Source organism: Pedobacter sp. AW31-3R, from assembly GCF_052180285.1.
In the GTDB taxonomy this organism is placed as follows: domain Bacteria; phylum Bacteroidota; class Bacteroidia; order Sphingobacteriales; family Sphingobacteriaceae; genus Pedobacter.
In genome coordinates this window covers 4,856,169-4,876,547 of sequence record NZ_CP197475.1, presented here as the reverse complement: position 1 = coordinate 4,876,547, position 20,379 = coordinate 4,856,169, and the positions used below count along the sequence as shown (strand labels likewise).

The following is a 20,379-nucleotide window of genomic DNA, read 5'->3' as shown; positions in this document are numbered from 1 at the left end:
TGGCAATGAATAATTTAAGGGGCGGGAACGTCTTTCTTTTTTTTACCCGCAAAGTCAGTGAGTTGATATAATAGTTTACTTACAAAAGTGGATAATGGTTTCTCTATAAATCTATTGATAAAATAGGAACTGATCAATACAGCTGTAAGGAGGAGTAATAACAATATTTCCCCCTGAATGGTGTTTCTGAAATAATAATAGATCACCAGGAAATAAATATGGAAAAGGTAAAAGGCATAGGCAATTTCACTTAAGGTGACAATTAGCGGGCGACTATTAATATGTATTTTTTTCAGTGCAATCATTAAAAATAAGACGTAAATGAGGATGGTCATGATGACCACTACCCAGATATTCAGTGTATCGGGTTCTGTATAAGACATGTTTAAGGTACGGGTAATGGGCCCTACAAACATCAGCATGCAAAATAAGTTTATGATCAACAAGGAATACAATTTCCATTTTTTCGCGTAATTGATATTGATAAAATAGAATAATATCCCTGCCATAACCGGAAGCAGGTTAATCTGCGGGGATATTTCATTTTTAAATGAATTGACCACACAATAGGCGAGGATAAGTGTTAAGATGAGTAATATTCTGTTCCATAATTTAAATACAATAATGAAAGCGACAAACAAATAAAATATAATCTCTACGACCAGGGTATGAAATACCGGGTTAATCAAGGGATAGCCCAAGAGTGTAGGCACCATGGTTAAATTCGCAAGAAAGGTTCCAACGGGGGCAAGGCTAAGAAAGCTATGGTTGACGATCCTGGGAAGGACAAAGGCAACCAGGCAACTTATCCAGAAGAGGGGATATATCCTGGACAGCCGCGCAATAGTGAATTCTTTGATATTTCTATTCATGGAGGTCATTGTCACAACATAGCCACTGACCATAAAAAAAATCATGAGTGCGAGGCTCCCATAACGGGAAATGACGTTCCATTTCTGATTGGAAGGAACAATCTGGTAGAGATAATTGAAAGTATCTGTATAGTGGGCAAAAAATACACACAATACGGCGAAAAATCTTAATAAGTCGAGTGTACCAGATCTTTTTGATTGGCTGGGCGTAATTTGGGGCATGTGGATAATATATTATATGAGGAATGCGGGCACTGCAGGAAGTTTAAATCTGTTTATTCGTCAATTCATACATTTAGGAGATGTTATATTTGCTTACCAAAGGTTCCTGCCATTGCCGTCCTGTGTATAATCAAATATATATATTCAGATTGGTTTCTTTGGGAGAACATTAAAAAATAAGAATTAAAACCACCATATTTATCCTATGAATTATCTTGAAGTGTTAGATCAGGTTAGGGCTCATGTTTCCATTTCATTCCATAGTGAAAATGACAGCAGATTATTATATCACAATTTATTGCATACCGAGCATGTGGTTCAGGCAGCAGTGAAAATAAGCAATCATTACAAGCTATCTGACAGGGATTTCTTTATTGTCAATGCTGCTGCATGGTTTCACGACACCGGTTACTTAAAAGGCTTTAAAGAGCATGAAGCAACGGGAGCTGAATCGGCGAAAGAGTTCCTGACGGCAAAAGGAGTAGAGCCAGCAATTGTGGAGTCAGTGGTTAATTGTATCCTGGCGACGAAAATGCCCCAGCATCCTGTGGGCCTATTGGAACAGATTGTTTGTGATGCGGATCTTTTCCATCTCGGAGGCGAAAATTTCAAGGAATTTAATAAACTGGTCCGTAAAGAAGCCGAGGCTTGTCTGGGCAGGGAACTGGATAAAAAAGAATGGCGGATTAAAACGATCGCCTTGCTTGAAAACCACCATTACCACACGGAATACTGTCAGGAATTACTGGCTGAAGGAAAACAAAGGAATCTCGCCGGACTAAAGGAGAAAGCTGCAAAAGAAGAACATAGGGATGATCATCCATCGGCCCGGCATTCCATTGTTCAGGGAGGTATACACCAGAATGAACACGGAGAGCATCATCAAAAGGAAGATAAACACAATAAGGAACATAAAAACCACCAACAGGAAGTGTCAAAAACTGAAGAAGAAGTTGTGCAACCAAAAAAGAAGAAAAGTGACCGTCCGGAGCGCGGTATTGAAACGATGTTCAGGACAACCTCTGGAAATCACCAGCGTTTGAGTGATATGGCCGATAATAAGGCACATATCATGATCTCTACCAATTCCATTATCCTTTCAGTGATATTGAGTGTACTGTTGCGCAAGCTGGAAGATAACCCTCATTTAATCATTCCTACGCTTATCCTACTGATTATTTGTGTGGTGACCATGGTATTCTCCATTCTTGCCACCAGGCCATCTGTTCCTCCGGGAACATTTACTGCTGAAGATATTGCAGAGAAAAAAGTAAACTTATTATTTTTTGGTAATTTTTATAAAATGAGTCTGCAGGACTATGCTGCAGGAATGAATCTGGTCATGGAAGACAGGGATTTCCTTTACGGCAGCCTGGTGAAGGATTTGTATTTTCAGGGAGTGGTACTCGGACGCAAATACCTGTTGCTGAGGGCCGCTTACAATGTATTCATGTTTGGAATCGTCGCTTCAGTACTGGCTTTTGTCATTGCTGCAGCGGTAGTTGCGCTTTAACTTTTATGGAAGAATATTCATACTTCAACCGGGATCTAAGCTGGTTAAGCTTCAATGAACGGGTTTTAATGGAAGCCGAGAATCCTGCTGTACCCTTGCTGGAACGTATTCATTTCCTTTCCATCTATTCCTCCAACCTCGATGAGTTTTACAGGGTGCGTATGCCGGTATTGATGGCCATTGATAATTTTGATGACCGCAGCGGACTGGAGAATCCTTATTTTAAGGCAAAGTTTCTGATCGATCAGCAGCAGAAAAGATTCGGGCATATCCTGGCAAATGGTATCCTGCCGGCACTGGAAAAGGAAAATATCCATTGGTTGTATAACCATGACATTCCGGAAAGTGTGGCAAATGATATCAGTAACCTTTTTTTTAATGAGGTACTCGCTTATATTCATCTTTTCTCTGTAGACCAGGAAAATGATGTTTTCTTTGCGGAGAACAACAAATTGTATCAGGCAGTGATTCTTACAGATGCTGCTGGTGGGGAGCGGCTTGAACTGATTACCATTCCGTCGGATATCTTGCCGCGTCTCTATGTTATCCATTCGGAGGAGAAAAAGATCGTGGTTTTTCTGGATGATATCATTAAACATAACCTGGCCTATCTTTTTCCAGATGAGCAGATCACCGGGGTATTTAATATCAAAATTACCAGGAATGCGGAATTGAATATAAAAGATGAAATTGATGAAGATATTACCGCCGCACTGGAGGAAGAACTCAGGAAAAGAGACCTTGGCTATGCTACCCGTTTTCTTTGTCAGCCAGGTATCCCACTCAGACACCTGTACCGGATTATTTATACCCTTAACTTGTCTAAAGCCTCTGTTGTGGAAGGCGGGTTTTACCATAACCTGAAAGACCTGGGCAGCTTCCCTGTTCAGGACACTGCACTGTCCTATCCGAAATGGCCATCACTGGAAGGCCATCCCATTGGCAGGCAGGAAACATTATTCAGCCAGATCTTTAAGAAGGACATTATGGTCCACGTTCCCTACCAAAAGTATGACGCTATACTCCGTTTCTTTAATGAGGCGGCAAATGACAACTTTGTAGAGGCGATCTATGTGACCCTGTACCGGGTGGCGAACAATTCCAGGATCGTTAATGCCCTCATGACGGCGGCAAGAAACGGAAAGAGGGTGGTGGTGATGGTAGAGCTGAAGGCAAGGTTCGATGAGGCGAATAATATCAAATGGGCTTCGCGGATGAAAGCGGAGGGGGTAAAAATTATCTACAGTAAAACAGACCTGAAGGTACACGCCAAAGTAGCCCTGGTGCAAAGGACCGTAAGAAATGAAAGCCATTACCTTGGCCTTCTTGCTACAGGAAACCTGAATGAATCGACTGCCAGGTTCTATACAGACCATATTTTGCTCACTGCACATCAGCCCATGCTGAATGAGCTGAAATTGTTGTTCGACTTCCTGAGTAAAAAGAAGAAAAAACCACTGGAAGAAGATGCGATTAATTTCCGGCACCTGCTGGTCGCACAGTTCAACCTCCAGCAGAAATTCCTGGAGCTAATAGACCGTGAAATCCTTCATGCACAGCAGGGATTAACTGCAGGCATACGCATCAAACTGAACAACCTGGAAGAGAAAGTACTGATCTCTAAATTATATGAAGCATCGTCCGCAGGTGTGAAAGTAGAGCTGCTGGTACGGAGTGTATGCTGCCTGGTCCCTGGTGTTGCAGGGCAGAGTGAAAACATTGCCATCAGACGTATTGTGGATCGTTACCTGGAACACGGACGTATATTTATCTTCCATAACCAGGGGAACAAGGAGGTTTTTATGGGTTCGGCCGATTGGATGAACAGGAATATTTATGGAAGAATTGAAGTCTGCTTTCCTGTGTATGATGCAGAGCTTAAAGGGCAGTTGATGGAGATTATGGACATACAATTCCGGGATACCCAGCAGGCCGTCGAACTGAATGAAGAATTGCAGAATAATTATCTGACCCCCGCTGATCCCCTGCGTTCCCAGGAAACGATATACGACTTCTTAAAATACAATTCGCTTAAAATCAAATTGACTCCTCATGAATAGGTTTTATAACTATATGATATGTTTTTTTGCTGTTCTTCTGGTGATCAGCAGTTATGGCTGTAAACCTGAAGGGAATAGGTTTACCAGTCCCAAAGGATATGACCTTAATCATCCTGAGAAATTTAATATGCCGGAAAGTCTGCTGGAAATCTCCGGCATTGCCTTCTACCACTCAAAAAGTGATACCATTTACTCTATTCAGGATGAAGACGGACGTTTTTACCGTCAGGCATGGAAAAATAAAAAACAAAAGCACGTTACTTTTGGAAAAAAAGGGGATTATGAAGATGTGGCCATCTTGAATGAGACCGTATTTATACTTAAAAGTAATGGTTCATTGTATGAATTCCCCTTTCTTGAATCGACAAAAGAAGAACTGAAAGATGTAAAAGAATGGAAGAAAATCCTTCCTCCAGGTGAGTATGAAAGCCTTTATGCAGATCCGCAGACCAATCAGCTCTATATCCTGTGCAAGAACTGCAAAAGCGACAAAAAGGCTGGAATGATGTCTGGATCTATCTTTACCTACGATCCTGCAGAAAAAAAGTTAATTTCATCAGGAAGTTTTTCGATGGACCTGTCGGCACTGATTGAGCAGGAACTGATCCTGAAGAGTGGACTGAAAGCCTCTGCTTTAACAAGGGATCCGCATACGGGCGAATGGTATATCCTTTCTTCGGTAAATAAAGTACTTATTGTGGCGACACCGGACTGGAAAGTTAAAAGTGTACATCGTTTAAATTCTTCTATCTTTAACCAGCCGGAAGGATTGGCATTTGATGAACAGATGAACCTTTATATTTCCAATGAAGGGGATGAAATTACTGCCGGTAATATTTTGAAATTCAAACTTAAGTCGTAAACACAAAACCTGGAATAGGTTTTAAGAAGCGATCAGATATAATATCCTATGCAGGCGATAACTATAGATTTGATTAAAAACATATGCGGCAATGAAGTCCAGGTACTGGATGCCCATATTCAATTTTCTTTAAAGCCGTTTATAGCGATTATAAAAGAACGGATCAAGAAGGAGAAAACAGCAAAGGTAAACTTTTATAAATACCTGCTGCACCAGTTTGAGGTTTACCCTGAGCTCGCCCATCCTATAAAAGAAAAGGATATCGTCAATTATCACCATCTGTTTGAATTGATACATACTGCGTTATCACCCATCTTAACCGATGAACGTGAAGAGTTCTGGGCGATAGCCAAACCTATATCCCCATGCTTCTATTACGGAACAGATGCATTCTATGAAATCCTCATGGATGCACAAAACGAAAAATTAAAAGAAGGGGTTTCTTTACCTCCCAGGGCAGAAATGGAGGAAAGTATTTATAAAAATTTCTATAATCTGGTGATGAAGAAGTTTTATGATTTTTCCATTTCTGGAAGTGATTATATGGTCAAGTCTATTCTTAACAGGGAGACAAATTTACTGACCTATTACCGCTTAAATGTGGATACCCGTTTTCTTGACATTACCAGTAAAGTAGCTCTTCCTGAACTTACGCTTGAAACCGCGAAGGAATACTTTAAAGATGAAGATCAAACCACGGAAGTGCTCAAAACACTCTTCCCCCCGGAGAATTTTGAAGTAGAAGGCATTTCCATTGTTACTTTTACTGATGTCACGGAAGAATACGCATTGGAAGCAATTAAAAATACCATTATTGACCACAATCAATGCCAGTCGCAATGGGATATCAAAGCGATAACCTCTGCCTTGAAATCATTAATCGGCACTGATCTGGTAGATTTTGGTCTGCTTCCCTATATCAGACTGAATGGGGAGAGTATGATCTATAACCATGAAGGGTTTGAAAGTATCATTATACAACAGGCGAAGGCAAATCACATGCAGGAAGCTGAATATCAAAAGCTGATTGCTCCTTTTGTTGCCAATCCGCGGCGAATGATCTTCCCCCAGATCAATATGGAAGAATATTCGACCTATCCCATGCTGAAATTATTGCTGGATAAAGGGATCAGGTCCTATGCGTTATTTCCATTGTTTTACAATTCACGTCTCGTAGGCTGCCTGGAAATGTATACGAAGGATATGACTGTTTTCAATGGCAATACCCTGGGGAGGATTGAGACTGCCTTCCCATTGCTTGCACAATTGTATAATAATATCATTACTGATTTTAACAATGAGATCATGGCTGTGGTCACCGATAAATTTACTGCCCTGCAACCTTCTGTTGCATGGCGTTTTTATCAGTCGGCCTACAACTACATGAAATCTGGTGCTGCGAAGAAGAATCTACCCATTGAGCCGGTGTATTTCAAGGATGTCTTTCCTTTTTATGGTGCGGTAGACATCCGGAATTCAAGTATTGAGCGTAACCTGATGATCAGAAAAGATCTTTTCGCTCATTTCGATGTACTGGAAACGATGCTGATCAATCTGAAGAGCAGAATCCCTATTGATGTGGAAAGTGATTTTCCTTCGGGCAAATCAGGCTGGAAGCCCAAGAAGTTTGATGCCATGTCGGACAGGGAGATCATGAAAACAGATGATTATTTGCAGCGGCAGCTCCCTCCATATCTTCAGTTGCTGAAAGCCATCCATCCTGAGGTGGAAGAACTATTGGACCATTACTTTGAACTTACCCGTCCCGGGGGTAAAATTTATGAGAACAGGGATAACTATGAATTGAGCATGAAGATGATCAATCAGGCTGTTGCACGTCACCTGGATACTTTTAATGAAGAAATCCAGGAAATCCATCCCTGCTATTTTGAGAAATTCAGGACCGATGGGGTGGAGTTTGATATTTACCTGGGTAAATCAATTTCTCCGGATGAGGAATTTAATGAAGATATTGTGATGGATTTCAGGTTCAGACAGTTAAAGGTAATCGCAGAGATCGCAAGAACGACACTGTCCCTGAAAAAACATTTGCCCCTGCCTTTGGAAACTACACAGCTGCTGTTCGTTTATGAAAAGCTCATTGATATCAGTTTCAGAATTGACGAGCAAAGGTTTGATGTGGAAGGAAGCTACAACATCAGGTATCAGATGGTGAAGAAAAGAATTGATAAAGCCCATGTTAAAGACAGCGTTGAACGGCTTACCCAACCGGGAAAGATTGCCATCGTTTATTTTAACAGTACAGAGGCCCAGGAATATTTAAAATATATAAGAAGGTTACAGGCCGGACACCTACTGACAGACTCCATAGAATATCTTGAAATTGAAGAATTGCAGGGAGTGGAAGGGCTTAAAGCTTTGCGGGTAGAGGTAGCGATGACCGAAAGTAATTAACGCCTATGAGTTCCGAAAAAATAAAAAGCATATTAAAGGGTGTTGCAATGTGCAGTCTGGTCACGGGTTGCTGCCTGTCTGTTAGCGCACAGCAACAGCATACAGATTCCATTACCATTGCAATCTCCCCTGTTTATGACTCTGTAAGTAAAGCCCACCGGTTTTTCTTTGGTGAAAGCTACCGTAAACTTTGGGCAACACCAGTGAAACTTAGGATTATTGATCTTCAGAAAGAACATGGTGGAATGAAAATACTGCAGCTCGGTGGCGGCATGCAAACACGCTCGTTACGCCTCCAGGATGCATCAGGCAGGGAATGGGCATTGAGAACCGTACAGAAATATCCGGAACGAGGTTTACCGGAAAACCTGAGAAAAACGATTGCCAAAGATATTGTGCAGGACCAGATTGCAACCAACCATCCCTTTTCTTCCCTGATTGTCCCTCCGCTGGCAGATGCATTGGACATTCCTCATGCCATTCCTGAGATTGTTTATGTAGGGGATGACCCTGGCCTCGGCACCTACCGGAAAGATTTCGCCAATGCAGTATACCTTATTGAAAACCGCGCCCCCCTGGAATCTGAAAAAACCGACAACAGTCTTAAGGCACAAGCAAAGGTAGCTGAAGATAATGATACCCGTATTGACCAAAAACTCGTGCTGAGGGCACGTTTACTTGATTTTATATTGGGAGACTGGGACCGCCATGAAGACAATTGGCGCTGGCTGAAGGTTGAAAATGAGAAAAAAGGAGAGAAGGTGTATCATCCGGTTCCGAGGGACAGGGATAAGGTCTTTTACAGTACCTCCGGTGTATTTCCCTGGATATTGTCCCATCAATGGCTGAAAGCAAACCTGCAGCCTTATACCGGGGAAATCAGGGCAGTAAACCAGTGGAATTATAACCAGCGTTTTTTCGACAGGTATTTTTTAAATGAATTGACAGAGAAAGACTGGAAGGAAGAAATCAGCTATGTTCAGGAAAAAATCACCCCGGCTTTACTGGCGCAAGTGATGCAGCTGATACCGGCGGAGATCAATGCCATTAATGGAGATGAAATGCTGCGGATCCTGGTTGCCAGAAGAAATAACCTGCAACAGAGTGCATTGGAATATTTTCGCTTTCTGGCCATTAATGTTGACGTATCTGCTTCAGATAAGAAAGAGTATTTTGAGATTGAGCATAAAAATAATGGAAATATCTCCATCACGATATACAACATCAAGAAAAATGGAGAAAATGGGAGAAAGATTTATCACCGTACCTTTGACCGGCAACTGACCAAAGAAATAAGGTTGTACGGACTGGGAGGGGAGGATGTTTTTGATCTGAAAGGGGAGCAGAAATCACCTATAGTGGTACGGATGATTGGCGGGGCGGACAAAGATTCTTTCCAGGTGGATCCCCGTCTCAAAGCCAGAGGTAAAACATTTATTTATGACCGTTCTGACGAAGAAAATGAAATTCCTTCCAGGGCTTCGGCAAAACTTAGATTGTCAGCAGACACACTGGTCAACAGTTATGACAAGAAAAGTTTTATGTTTGATAGGTTTGGGCCACTCTTTCATTTGAACTACAATATAGATCAGGGAATTCAGGCAGGAGCTGGCCTGCTCCTGGAAAAACAGGGCTTCAGAAAAGGACCTTATGCGCAAAAACAGGAGTTATGGGTAGATTATTCAACAGGAAGGAAATCGTTTATTATCAATTACAGCGGTGATTTTAAGAAAGTAATCGGTGAAAATAACTTTAAAATCAATGCCAATTTGTTAGGCCCGAATAACCTGAGTAATTTTTATGGGCTGGGGAATGAAACGGCATTTATACAGGAAGAGCCTAAGGGAATGTCTTACTACCGGAACCGGTATGATTACCTCACTGCGGATTTTCAGTTGTATAGAAATATTGATAAATGGACTATAGGAGCAGGAGTCGCTACAGAATATTATACCAGCAGCCGTTCTGCTAATATCAACAGGTTTTTGAACGATTTTAATCAGGCTAACCCTGATGAAGGGGTGTTCAATGACCGCATATATGCCGGCCTGGTCGCAGAGTTGAAATACGATTCCAGGGATAACCTCAGTAACCCTAAAAAGGGCATCTACTGGAATACCGAGTTTACTGCAAATACCCAGCTGAATGGAGAACATAAAAATTATGGTAAGGTAACTTCTGAATTCAGGTATTACCTTAATCCCGGCAATTCAGGATTTGTCATCGCCAACCGTCTGGGGGCAGGAACTACGATAGGTGATCCTGCTTTTTATCAACGCATGCAGCTGGGTGGAGTTCATAACCTGCGTGGTTTCCATACCAACAGGTTTACTGGGAAAACGAACCTTTATTATAACCTTGATTTCAGGATAAAGTTATTTGACTTCACCTCATATGTGGTACCCGGATCATTTGGTCTGCTTGGATTTAACGACGTAGGAAGGGTGTGGATGCCCGGTCAATCGTCTAATGACTGGCACCATGGTTACGGAGGGGGGATATATGTGGTACCGGCAGACCTCATCCTGATCCAGGCTGCAGTAGGTTTTTCCAGGGAAAGTACCATGCCCTATATTTCTATCGGATTCAATTTCTAAACATCAGCTCCCCGCAGGGATAACTGCTGGAAGCTGATGATAAATTACTGATAGGTTACCTCATAGGTTGAACTGGTTTTTCCCTCAATTTTTACTTTGATGCGTTCAGGATAGTTACTTGCATTATAGTTGTAGTCATACCCCAGGTTAGCACCGGTAGCTGTAGCTCCGGATACCTGTATTAAATTATTGGAGGAGGAAAGAAAAATAGGATTCTCTGTCTCCAGTTCAAGAAGGAAAGCATACTCCATATTTTTGAACAGCGCATTTCTGGTATCATAAGTATAGACCAGCGTTTGTTGTGGTGTGGTAAAGACTACCGACTTCCTGTTCCCATCGTTGTCATAGGTGATCCTTCTATCATTCAGTAGTTCCATGGATTCATTTAAGGTTTGTATCCTGCAGAGTTGCTGACTGGTATTGTAAGTTAGTTTATGGGTGTACAAGAGCATAAGTAATAAACCTTTGTAGGTATACTTTTCAACCAGGACCACCTGTCCGCTGGCATCAACAGAATAATCAGAATAGCCTGTTCTTATTTCAGCTGTAAAATTCTCCAGCATAATAGGGAACTGGTGTTCGTCATAGCGGATTGTGGTATGGGTACCATCGGAGTTCTCCATTTTTATGAGCTTGTTACCGGTATAACTGAATGTTGTTTTTGCTTTGCCCTTCAGCAATTGTACAGGTTGCAATTTTGTCTCTGCAGGTTCCTCTCCGGGTTCAACTACCTCTACAGGTGTTAGCTTTACAGACTTTTCTTTTTTACAGCAGACTGCCATCAGGATGACCGGTAAGGCCACTAGCAATCGGATCATTTTCATATTTTTCATAACAATAATTAATTTGTGATTAATAATTTTGTTAATGTAATTACATGCGGGGTAATTGAGTTAATAAATCTGAAGATGATTGTTTTTTGATGTAGTAGCTACGCTGTGTATACTTATATCTTTCGTATGCTAGGTTAATATGCACACAATTTATTTACAAATATTTAGAAACAAAGTTTAGTAATTCGGGTTATAACTCATATTTTAATAGAAATTTTAATCATCCTTAGCTTTATCCTTTTTATATGGAAATTATACATCTAAGCGCAGAATGTTACCCGGTAGCCAAGGTCGGCGGATTGGGTGATGTTGTTGGGGCTTTACCCAAGTATCAGAACAGACTCGGGCATTTTTCAAAAGTTGTCATGCCGGCATACCACAATAAGTTTATGCAGGAAAATGAATTTGAGGTGGTATATGATTCCTGGTGTAATCTGGGTCAGAAAGGCTATTCTGTACGTATTTTAAGAGAGAAAACCAATAAACTGGGCTTCGATCTTTTTCTTGTGCATATCCCGGGTTTGATGGACAGGGAGAATGTATATGGTTATGGCGATGATACGGAGCGCTTTATTACCTATCAGATTGCCGTGCTGGACTGGATCAATCAATGGGAGCACCAGCCAGATGTAATTCATTGCCACGATCATCATACGGGCTTAGTTCCTTTTATGACGGCAAATTGTGAAAGGTATAAGCGCTTAAGTACCATACCGACTGTTCTTACCATTCATAATGCACAATATCAGGGACAATTCGGCTGGGATAAACTCGATTACCTGCCAGCCTTTGACCTATGGAAATCGGGTTTACTGGAATGGAGGCATCAGATCAATCCGCTTGCGGCAGCAATAAAATGCGCCTGGAAGGTAACCACCGTGTCTCCTAGTTATTTAGATGAAATCAGTTACCAGGCAAACGGACTGGAAAGTCTGCTGGCCAGTGAGCGTGGCAAATCTGCAGGGATATTAAATGGAATAGATAATGAGGTATGGGATACTTCAAAAGATCCTATGCTGGTCAAGCCATACAACATACGAACGTCAGATAGTGGAAAAAAAGCAAACAAAGCGGACCTTTGTGCTGTTTTTAACCTGGATCCGACAAAACCATTATTCACATTTATTGGCAGGCTGGTAGGAGAGAAAGGTGCAGATTTATTGCCGGAAATCTTTCATAATTCTTTGGCACACAGTCATGGCAACATAAACATTCTGGTGCTCGGGTCAGGAGATCCTGTGGTAGAGGCAAGATTGGAACAATTGAAGAACTGGTTTCCTGGGAATTACAATGTTTACATTGGATACAATGAAAAACTATCTCACCAGATCTATGCGGGAGCAGACTTTTTGCTGATGCCTTCCAGGGTAGAACCTTGCGGATTGAATCAGATGTACGCTTTGCGTTATGGTACTATTCCAATTGTCAGGAGAATAGGAGGACTGAAGGATACTGTCGTGGATATTGGTGACGGCGGTTTTGGAATATGCCACGACCAGACCAGTGTCGGTGATGTGGGACATGCAATCGGAAGAGCATACGGGCTTTTCCAGGATGTTAAAAGAATAAAAGAAATCCGTAAGTATATCATGCAGTTGGACCATTCCTGGGATAGGGCTGCCCAACAGTATATTGACCTGTACCAAATGTAATTTATAAATATATGACTGAAAAAGTTTTAGGAGTTATCCTTGGCGGTGGCCAGGGCTCCAGATTATCGCCGCTTACCCAAACCCGTTCAAAACCTGCTGTTCCGATCGCAGGAAAATACCGGTTAGTTGATATCCCGATTTCAAACTGTCTGAATTCAGGAATCCACCGTATGTTTGTACTTACTCAGTTCAATTCCGCCTCACTTAATAAACATATTAAAAATACGTATCACTTCAGCCATTTCAGTGATGCCTTTGTAGATATCCTTGCAGCTGAGCAGACACCGGATAACCCAACCTGGTTTCAGGGAACAGCCGATGCCGTGCGTCAGACCATGCATCACCTGCTGCAGCATGAGTTTGAATATGTATTGATCTTATCTGGTGATCAGCTCTACCAGATGGATTTTAATGAAATGTTACTGGCACACGAAGCAAGCGGGGCAGAAGTCACCCTGGCTACGATACCAAGTACGGCGAAAGATGCTACAAGCTTTGGTATTCTTAAGGCAAATGAGGAAAATATCATTACCTCATTTATAGAGAAACCAAGCGCTGACCTGCTGGTAGACTGGGGATCAGATACAGGTCCGGAAATGCAGGCGTTGGGACGTAATTATCTTGCCTCAATGGGTATTTATATTTTTAACCGTGATCTGCTGGTGCGTATTTTTGCCGAGAACCCTGATGAAAAGGACTTCGGTAAAGAAATTATCCCACGTGTATTGAAGGAGCAAAAGGTATTAAGTTTCCAATATGAAGGGTACTGGACTGATATCGGTAATATCTGTTCTTTCTTTGAGGCCAATTTGGGTTTAACAGATGATATTCCGGAATTCAATCTTTTTGACAGTCACCAGAGTATCTTTACGCGCCCAAGGATGTTGCCACCAACAAAAATTCTGAGCACCTCACTGAATAAAGCAGTTATTGCCGAAGGCTGTATCCTTAATGCAGATTGTATTAAACATTCTGTCATTGGTATCCGTTCCCGTATCGGAAATGGAACCACTATCGAAAATGCTTACATTATGGGAAGCGACCGTTACCAGACGCTTACAGAGATCGCTGAGGAAGTTGCTGCGGGCAATCCCCTGATCGGTATCGGCGACCGTTGTACCATCATCAATGCAATTGTAGATAAGAATTGCAGAATAGGTAATGATGTACAGATCAAAGGCGGAGCCCATTTACCTGATGGTGATTTCAGTTTTTATGTGATCAAAGATGGTATTGTAGTCGTAAAAAAAGGGTCAATTATTCCTGATGGCACGGTTATCGGATAACAAATGGCAGGTAGAGCAAAACCCATTCATAGGTGATTAAATCACTATTTTAGTATTATTTACAGTAGGATGAGCAGTGCAGATTAACACCCTGCCCTGTTCAATCTCCTGATCCGTCAGGATTTCATTGTAATCCATTTTCACCCCACCGGCAGTACAGGTTGCCACACAGGAACTGCAAATGCCTGCACGACAACTGTAAGGAACGTTGATATTGTGCTCCAGTGCCACCTGCAAAATTCTTTTATAATAAGGGACTTCCAGCTGATATACTTCCCTGTTAAATTCCAGTACTACAGTATACGTATTCTTATCTTTTACTTCTTTCTCTGAAGTATCATCATCATCCCCTTCATCTTCCGGAATAAAATAGGTTTCCCTTTTAATTTGGTCTAGCCTGAATCCTGCTGCCAATAGCCAGATCCTGCAGGATACCATATAATCAATGGGACCGCAGGTATAACATAAAGCATCAGACTGGTCATATTCCAGGTTTGCATTCAGCAGGTCACGGATCAGGAAGCTGTTTAACCTGGCCATCTGCAACCGTTTGGAATCACTGAACAAATAAATGAGTTTAAAGCGTTCAGGATATTGTTTTTGCCATTGGTTCAACTCCTCATAAAACAAGGTGCCGGATTGAGATTTATTACTGTAAATCAATACGATTTTAGAATGGATTTCTGTCGTTAATGCAGTCTTAAGGATCGCAAATACAGGTGTGATACCCACACCTGCAGCAAACAGAAAAACGGTACGTTTAATTTCAGCAATAGGTGAATAGGTGAAAATTCCGGCCGGAGGCAAAGCTGTCAGGATATCACCCAGCCTTGTTTTATGGTGCAGATAAGTAGAAATTTCTCCGTTCTCTACCAGTTTAACCGCAATACTGAGGGGCTCATTTAAGGCTGCAGAACTGCAGATGGAGTAAGAACGCCTGATTTCTTTACCATTCAGCTGAAACAAAACAGTTAAGAACTGTCCCGGCAGATAATCAGGAATCACCCCATCCAGGGGTTCCAGGCTAATAAAAACGTTATCTCCCGGTTGTATAGAAATCTCTGTGATACGTAACTGCAATGTGGTCATACCCTGCAAATCTATCAAATTCCCTACACATAATTGAAGACCAGGGAAAACACCGTGCGCTCAGAAGGGATAGAATTGACTTCCAGACTACCGTAGTGCATTTTCATGATGTTGCGCGTGATGGTTAACCCTATGCCTGAACCGGCCTTTCTGGTGGTAAAGAAAGGAACGAAAATCTTTTCCAGGAGATCGGGTTCCACACCTTTACCGTTATCTGCTACCTCAATGAATAACTTGTTCTGTTCTAAACGGTAGTTGATTTCTATCAGCGGCTGGTCAATATTTTCCAGGGCATGTATACTGTTGGTCACCAGGTTAATCAGTGCCTGTTCTACCAGTTTGAGGTCTACATTCACCGTGATCTTGGAGGAAGTTTGTCCCACATTCAGCTTTACATTTTTTGCTGCGGCAAAAGGCTGCATCAATATTTTGATATGTTGCAGAATCTCCCCAATGCTATGGAACTGCAATTCAGGTGTAGGCAACTCGGCAATTAAACGGTAATCTTTTACGAAATCAAGTAGCCCTTCAGATCTTCTTTTAATGGTTTGAATGGCTGGTTTAAGATCTTCCAGGTCCTCTTTATTCAGGAAATCCCTGTTCGTCACCATGCTGTTCACCGTATCAGATAAAGAACTGATAGGGGTAATTGAATTGAGGATCTCATGGGAGATGACCCCAATCAGCCTGTTCCAGGCTTCTATCTCTTTCTGCTCAATTTCATCCTTGATATTCTGGAAGGAGATGATGGTATAATTTGAACCATACAGGTTCAGGGGAATAACTTCAGTGGAAAGCTGTATGAGTTTATCCTGGATTTTCAATTCCAGAAAACGTTTTCCTCCCTGCCTGATTTGTTCTACTTCATGGGTAAAAAGTGGAAGGTGTTGTTTTAGTCTATGCCAGTATTTATAGGCAGGAACGCCCAATAAGGAGGATGCCGCTTCATTAAAAAAGGCGATTTCCCCCTGTCCTGCAGGACTATTGGTCTCCCTGACCACAATTACGCCCACCGGAACCTGTTGCAGGATCGTTTTGATCAGCTGAAATACCGCATCCTGTTCCAGCTGGATATCTTTATGTGTCTTTATAATCTCATCAAAAGAATGATACAACTCAGGAAAGCTGCCCCTGGTGCTTCTGTTTTTGAAATTTAAGGTATGGTCACGCGTTTTTATAGCCAGGATAAATCTTTTAATATCTTCCCTGATCTGATTGATATAGTTGTACAATGAAATGATACATCCCATGAATACACAGGAAATACCGGCAATGGTAAACCACAATTGTGTATTCAGGATCAGGTAGGCCAGTGCGATTGCCAGCAGATTAATGAATAACAGTTTGAAGATAAGCCGGAAGGTAAATCGCTGGTAAAACATAGGCTATAGTCCGAATTTTTCTATCCTGCGGTACAATGCGGCACGGGTCAGTCCCAGTTCGGCAGCAGCTCTGGATATGTTTCCCTTGTGGGTATCAATGGCTTTCTGCACCATCATTTTTTCCATTTCTTCGAGATCCATATTGGCCATTACCGGGGTATTGCTGCCAAACTTCTGGGGACTCAGCTGTAAATCTTCTTCAGCAATCTGTATACCTTCGGCCATAATCACCGCCCGCTCTATGACATGCTGCAGCTCGCGAACATTTCCGGGCCAGTGGTAATTCAATAAAGTCTGTCCCGCTTTGTCTGTAATCCGGGAAATACTCTTGTGGTATTTAGTGCTGAAGGTATGGAGGAAGTGATTGGCCAGCAATAGGATGTCATCTGCGCGCTGGTGTAAGGCAGGTAAGATCAGTTCAACAGTATTGATCCTGAACAGTAAATCCTGTCGGAACGTACCTTTGGAAACCATCTCATTCAAAGGCATATTGGTGGCAGTGATCAGCCTCACATTAACTTTCCGCTCCCTGCTTTCCCCTAAGCGGGTGACTGTGCGGTTCTGAAGTACAGTCAGCAATTTTGACTGCAGGGGGAGGGAGAGATTTCCAATCTCGTCGAGAAATATCGTACCGTTATCCGCCAGTTCAAAACGCCCCGGTCTGTCGTCCCTTGCATCGGTAAATGCCCCCTTTGCATAACCAAACAGTTCGCTTTCGAATAAATTCTCATTCAGGGAACCCAGGTCAACATGCATAAAAATATTGTTTTTGCGGAGTGAGTGTTTGTGCAGTTCATAAGCGAAGACCTGCTTACCTGTACCATTTTCTCCCAGGATCAATACGTTTGCATCTGTTGGGGCAACCTTCAGCAAGGTATGCTGCAATTGTTTGACAGGGGCAGAGGTACCCACAATATGTTCGAATTTTCTCGCCATATCAGTCTGTATAGAAGAATGGATTTTCTCCAGTTTCTTTACTTTTTTGGTCGATTGTCTCAGCTTTGAAGCGGCAGACAGGGTGGCATACAACTTATCATTTTCCCAGGGCTTCAGGATAAAATCTGTAGCCCCCTGTTTGATCGCCTGTACGGCAAGTTCCACATTGCCATAAGCTGTCATCAGGATGACTACGTAATCTTTGTCTATAGATAATATGTGTTCCAGCCAGTATAAACCTTCACGGCCATTGCTGGCCCCTTTCTGGTAATTCATGTCCAGCAAAATGATATCTATATCATTATGGCTTAACAGGACATTGATCTCCTTGGGAGATTTACAGGTCATTACCTGGTTAAAGTGCTGCTTTAAAAATAGCCTTGCGCTTAACAGGATATCATCATCGTCATCTATTACTAAAACATTGGCTTCTGTCATGTAGTTAAAGGTTTCTTCAAAATTAAATGAAACTGTCCGATGCTGTACACAAAGTGTCCGTTATTGAACGGTGTTTTGTGTTAAAAATAGTTAAAATATTGATATTCATTGTTTTAAAATTATTTATTGCTTTGGCATATCCTTCGCTTATAGCAAAACACATGACGAATGATCAAATGGATAAGATTATACAAAAGAAGAGATTTAATAAAAAAACAATATATATGATGGCCGGGGGAGTGTTGTTACTGATCCTCGTGGGCTATGGATACCAATTGTCTTTAAGTAAGGTGTACAAGGCAGATGCTGATAAACTTACGATCAGTAAAGTGGTGTACGGCGATTTTGAAGATGTCGTCTTATTGAATGCCAGCGTGGTGCCGTTGACTTCTGTAATTGTGAGTTCTCCGGAAGGAGGGACGGTAGCAGAGATCTTCACTGAAAACGGAGCCAGCGTTATCAAAGGTACACCCTTGCTGCGGATTGCCAATCCGAATGCGCTTTCCGGTTATACCGCGAGCGAGACCAGTATTACGGAGCAGATCAATCAATTGCGCAAGGTAAGACTCGATCTGGAACAGAACCAGCGGGTGATGACGCAGGATATGATGCTGATTGAGAATACCCTGAGAACTGCACGGAGGAAGTATATAACGGATAGTGTGCTGTTTGCAAAGAAAGTGATTACCAGACAGGAATTTGATGACTCCAGTCAGGATTATGAATACAGCAGAGGGCGTAAAGATATCATGCGCGTCGCGGTAAAACAGGAAAATGACAGCCGTATAATGCAGCTGAAGCAGATTGATATTTCGGTAACCAGAATGAATGAAAGTCTGGAAACCATCAGGCAAAATATTGAGAACATGACGATTAAGGCACCTGTTTCCGGCAGATTGTCTTCCTATGATCCTGTGATAGGGAAGTCGTATACGGCCAATGAGATGCTGGGTAAAATAGATGTGCTGCAAGGATACAAACTGCAGGCTGGGGTGGATGAGTATTATATCAACAGGGTAAAAGAAGGGCAATCCGCAAATTGCGAGTTCAATGGTAAAACCTATCAACTGATGGTCCGTAAAGTTATTCCGGAGGTGACCGGAGGACAGTTCCAGGTGGAACTTGTTTTTGAAGGTAAATCCCCGGATGAATTAAGAAGAGGTTTATCTTTACAGGTAAAGCTTACCCTGTCTGATAACAGTAAATCACTGTTGCTGGCGCAGGGACAGTTTTTCCAAAGTACCGGCGGCTCCTGGGTGTTTGTGCTGAAAGATGGGAAGGCACAGAAACGAAACGTAAAAATTGGCCGCAAAAATTACCAGTATTATGAAATCATGGAAGGGCTGCAGAAAGAGGAGGAAGTCATTACTTCTTCCTACGATCAGTTCAATATGTATGATATCATCGAAGTCAGCAAATAGCTGTTAAAATAGAACAGGAATCAAGATAATTGGCAAAATACCCCATACACCCACAGATAAAAAAGACCTAAAGATATAATCCTAAATAATCAGAAGATGATAAAGATTGAGAACCTTGAAAAAGTATACAAAACGGAAGAAGTGGAAACCACAGCCCTGAATGGAATAAATATGCACGTTAAGGCGGGAGAGTTTGTCTCCATTATGGGCCCTTCTGGTTGCGGTAAATCTACTTTGCTAAACGTAATGGGATTGCTTGATAAACCTGAAAGCGGTAGTTACAGGTTTCTGGAAACAGAGCTGTTAACGATGAACGACAGGGAGCGTTCCAATTTCCGCAAGCAGCATATGGGTTTTGTCTTTCAAAATTTCAATCTGATTGATGAATTAACGGTATTCGAAAATATTGAGTTACCCCTGATTTATAATAAAGTGCCGGCAGCAGAACGTAAACGGCTGGTGAATGAGATGATCGAACGGATGAACATTGTTAACCGCAGCGGGCATTTTCCACAGCAGCTTTCCGGAGGACAGCAGCAGCGCGTAGCCGTAGCCCGTGCATTGGTGACTAAACCTAAACTCGTTTTGGCCGATGAGCCTACGGGTAACCTGGACAGTTCCCATGGGAATGAGGTGATGGAATTGCTTTGTGAGCTCAATGAGCAGGGGACTACCATTGTGATGGTTACCCACTCTTCCCATGATGCCAGCTTTTCTAACCGGATTATTAACCTTAAAGACGGTCATGTGATCTCTGAGAAGATCAATAAAAGCCGTACCGAAGAATTGATATAGCGTTTG

The 20,379-nt window shown here is 42.0% G+C and carries 14 protein-coding genes; 9 read left to right on the top strand and 5 right to left on the bottom strand.

Going from position 1 to position 20,379, the window contains the following annotated elements; all coding sequences use genetic code 11:
* Window positions 1–14 precede the first annotated feature (14 nt).
* Window positions 15–1,094, bottom strand: a complete 1,080-nt coding sequence (locus ACSBL2_RS20040) for an acyltransferase family protein (protein WP_442588332.1) — start codon at window positions 1,092–1,094, stop codon at window positions 15–17.
* Between the two features lie 205 nt (window positions 1,095–1,299).
* On the opposite strand from ACSBL2_RS20040, the gene ACSBL2_RS20035 reads away from it, so the two are divergent.
* The 5 genes from ACSBL2_RS20035 to ACSBL2_RS20015 all read left to right on the top strand — a co-directional run bounded on the left by ACSBL2_RS20035 (window position 1,300) and on the right by ACSBL2_RS20015 (window position 10,541).
* Entirely contained in the window at window positions 1,300–2,607 is a 1,308-nt protein-coding gene (locus ACSBL2_RS20035) for a Pycsar system effector family protein (protein ID WP_442588331.1), read from the top strand.
* Between the two features lie 5 nt (window positions 2,608–2,612).
* On the top strand, window positions 2,613–4,667 hold the full coding sequence (ppk1, locus tag ACSBL2_RS20030) for a polyphosphate kinase 1 (RefSeq protein ID WP_442588330.1): 2,055 nt from the start codon (window positions 2,613–2,615) through the stop codon (window positions 4,665–4,667).
* Between the two features lie 13 nt (window positions 4,668–4,680).
* Window positions 4,681–5,529 carry an SdiA-regulated domain-containing protein gene (locus tag ACSBL2_RS20025; RefSeq protein WP_442588329.1) on the top strand — a complete coding sequence of 283 codons (849 nt, stop codon included), beginning with the start codon at window positions 4,681–4,683 and terminating at the stop codon, window positions 5,527–5,529.
* Window positions 5,530–5,598: 69 nt separating this feature from the next.
* The gene (locus tag ACSBL2_RS20020; RefSeq protein ID WP_442588328.1) at window positions 5,599–7,944 is read left to right on the top strand and encodes a GAF domain-containing protein; all 2,346 of its coding nucleotides are present in this window, start codon (window positions 5,599–5,601) and stop codon (window positions 7,942–7,944) included.
* Between the two features lie 5 nt (window positions 7,945–7,949).
* On the top strand, window positions 7,950–10,541 hold the full coding sequence (locus ACSBL2_RS20015; protein ID WP_442588327.1) for a BamA/TamA family outer membrane protein: 2,592 nt from the start codon (window positions 7,950–7,952) through the stop codon (window positions 10,539–10,541).
* Window positions 10,542–10,585: 44 nt separating this feature from the next.
* On the opposite strand, the gene ACSBL2_RS20010 is transcribed toward ACSBL2_RS20015, so the two are convergent.
* Window positions 10,586–11,359: a hypothetical protein gene (locus ACSBL2_RS20010; RefSeq protein WP_442588326.1), complete on the bottom strand. Its 774-nt coding sequence runs from the start codon at window positions 11,357–11,359 to the stop codon at window positions 10,586–10,588.
* A 260-nt stretch (window positions 11,360–11,619) separates the two neighbouring features.
* Here ACSBL2_RS20010 and ACSBL2_RS20005 point away from each other — a divergent pair, with 260 nt between their 5' ends.
* Window positions 11,620–13,026: a glycogen synthase gene (locus ACSBL2_RS20005; RefSeq protein WP_442588325.1), complete on the top strand. Its 1,407-nt coding sequence runs from the start codon at window positions 11,620–11,622 to the stop codon at window positions 13,024–13,026.
* Window positions 13,027–13,037: 11 nt separating this feature from the next.
* On the top strand, window positions 13,038–14,312 hold the full coding sequence (locus tag ACSBL2_RS20000; protein ID WP_442588324.1) for a glucose-1-phosphate adenylyltransferase: 1,275 nt from the start codon (window positions 13,038–13,040) through the stop codon (window positions 14,310–14,312).
* Window positions 14,313–14,348: 36 nt separating this feature from the next.
* On the opposite strand, the gene ACSBL2_RS19995 is transcribed toward ACSBL2_RS20000, so the two are convergent.
* The 3 genes from ACSBL2_RS19995 to ACSBL2_RS19985 are packed head-to-tail and all read right to left on the bottom strand — an operon-like array spanning window position 14,349 to window position 18,157.
* Window positions 14,349–15,401, bottom strand: a complete 1,053-nt coding sequence (locus tag ACSBL2_RS19995; RefSeq protein ID WP_442588323.1) for a 2Fe-2S iron-sulfur cluster-binding protein — start codon at window positions 15,399–15,401, stop codon at window positions 14,349–14,351.
* A gap of 23 nt (window positions 15,402–15,424) precedes the next feature.
* Window positions 15,425–16,783, bottom strand: coding sequence for a sensor histidine kinase (locus tag ACSBL2_RS19990; protein ID WP_442588322.1), 1,359 nt, complete (start codon window positions 16,781–16,783; stop codon window positions 15,425–15,427).
* A 3-nt stretch (window positions 16,784–16,786) separates the two neighbouring features.
* On the bottom strand, window positions 16,787–18,157 hold the full coding sequence (locus tag ACSBL2_RS19985) for a sigma-54-dependent transcriptional regulator (RefSeq protein WP_442588321.1): 1,371 nt from the start codon (window positions 18,155–18,157) through the stop codon (window positions 16,787–16,789).
* A 161-nt stretch (window positions 18,158–18,318) separates the two neighbouring features.
* On the opposite strand from ACSBL2_RS19985, the gene ACSBL2_RS19980 reads away from it, so the two are divergent.
* On the top strand, window positions 18,319–19,578 hold the full coding sequence (locus ACSBL2_RS19980) for an efflux RND transporter periplasmic adaptor subunit (RefSeq protein ID WP_442588320.1): 1,260 nt from the start codon (window positions 18,319–18,321) through the stop codon (window positions 19,576–19,578).
* 96 nt (window positions 19,579–19,674) lie between these two features.
* Entirely contained in the window at window positions 19,675–20,373 is a 699-nt protein-coding gene (locus ACSBL2_RS19975; protein ID WP_442588319.1) for an ABC transporter ATP-binding protein, read from the top strand.
* Window positions 20,374–20,379 lie beyond the last annotated feature (6 nt).

Excerpts from the sequence above, each read along its gene's own strand:
- ACSBL2_RS20040 (WP_442588332.1), bottom strand. The coding sequence starts at position 1,094 with ATGCCCCAAATTACGCCCAGCCAATCAAAAAGATCTGGTACACTCGAC.
- ACSBL2_RS20035 (WP_442588331.1), top strand. The coding sequence starts at position 1,300 with ATGAATTATCTTGAAGTGTTAGATCAGGTTAGGGCTCATGTTTCCATT.
- ppk1 (WP_442588330.1), top strand. The coding sequence starts at position 2,613 with ATGGAAGAATATTCATACTTCAACCGGGATCTAAGCTGGTTAAGCTTC.
- ACSBL2_RS20025 (WP_442588329.1), top strand. The coding sequence starts at position 4,681 with ATGATATGTTTTTTTGCTGTTCTTCTGGTGATCAGCAGTTATGGCTGT.
- ACSBL2_RS20015 (WP_442588327.1), top strand. The coding sequence starts at position 7,950 with ATGAGTTCCGAAAAAATAAAAAGCATATTAAAGGGTGTTGCAATGTGC.
- ACSBL2_RS20010 (WP_442588326.1), bottom strand. The coding sequence starts at position 11,359 with ATGATCCGATTGCTAGTGGCCTTACCGGTCATCCTGATGGCAGTCTGC.
- ACSBL2_RS20005 (WP_442588325.1), top strand. The coding sequence starts at position 11,620 with ATGGAAATTATACATCTAAGCGCAGAATGTTACCCGGTAGCCAAGGTC.
- ACSBL2_RS20000 (WP_442588324.1), top strand. The coding sequence starts at position 13,038 with ATGACTGAAAAAGTTTTAGGAGTTATCCTTGGCGGTGGCCAGGGCTCC.
- ACSBL2_RS19995 (WP_442588323.1), bottom strand. The coding sequence starts at position 15,401 with ATGACCACATTGCAGTTACGTATCACAGAGATTTCTATACAACCGGGA.
- ACSBL2_RS19990 (WP_442588322.1), bottom strand. The coding sequence starts at position 16,783 with ATGTTTTACCAGCGATTTACCTTCCGGCTTATCTTCAAACTGTTATTC.
- ACSBL2_RS19985 (WP_442588321.1), bottom strand. The coding sequence starts at position 18,157 with ATGACAGAAGCCAATGTTTTAGTAATAGATGACGATGATGATATCCTG.
- ACSBL2_RS19980 (WP_442588320.1), top strand. The coding sequence starts at position 18,319 with ATGACGAATGATCAAATGGATAAGATTATACAAAAGAAGAGATTTAAT.
- ACSBL2_RS19975 (WP_442588319.1), top strand. The coding sequence starts at position 19,675 with ATGATAAAGATTGAGAACCTTGAAAAAGTATACAAAACGGAAGAAGTG.